The sequence below is a fragment of the Rhizobium sp. 10N427 genome (genome assembly GCF_056394605.1).
Map to the genome: position 1 here is coordinate 1 of NZ_JBFTID010000043.1, position 526 is coordinate 526.

Here is a 526-nt window from a genome sequence, read left to right on the forward strand (position 1 = left end):
CACTGGCGCGGGGTGGAGCAGCCCGGTAGCTCGTCAGGCTCATAACCTGAAGGCCGCAGGTTCAAATCCTGCCCCCGCAACCAAATCCTCTTCATGGATACAAAACAGAATAGATAGAACCCGCGTTAAGCGGGGCTTTTGCGTTCAACTCTATTCCCTAGAAGAACGCCTGGATGCCGGTCTGCGCCCGGCCCAGGATCAAAGCGTGGACGTCATGCGTGCCCTCGTAGGTGTTGACCGTTTCCAGGTTCTGCGAATGGCGCATGACGTGGAATTCGATCTGGATGCCGTTGCCGCCGTGCATGTCGCGGGCCTGGCGGGCAATATCCAGCGCCTTGCCGCAATTGTTGCGCTTGACGATGGAGATCATCTCCGGCGCCATCTTGTGCTGGTCCATCAGCTGGCCGACGCGCAGCGAGCCCTGCAGTCCAAGGGCGATCTCGGTCTGCATGTCGGCGAGCTTCTTCTGGTAGAGCTGCATGCCGGCGAGCGGCTTGCCGAACTGCTTGCGGTCGAGGCCGTATTG

The 526-nt window shown here is 60.3% G+C and carries 1 protein-coding gene and 1 tRNA gene; one reads left to right on the forward strand and one right to left on the reverse strand.

The features are described 5' to 3' along the window. The first annotated feature begins 6 nt into the window (after window positions 1-6). A tRNA-Met gene (locus tag AC1DIJ_RS30900) sits at window positions 7-83 on the forward strand. Window positions 84-157: 74 nt separating this feature from the next. Here the strand turns inward: AC1DIJ_RS30900 and AC1DIJ_RS30905 are convergent. Continuing rightward, a partial coding sequence (locus AC1DIJ_RS30905) for an acyl-CoA dehydrogenase family protein (RefSeq protein ID WP_477831759.1) occupies window positions 158-526 on the reverse strand: 369 nt, incomplete at its 5' end.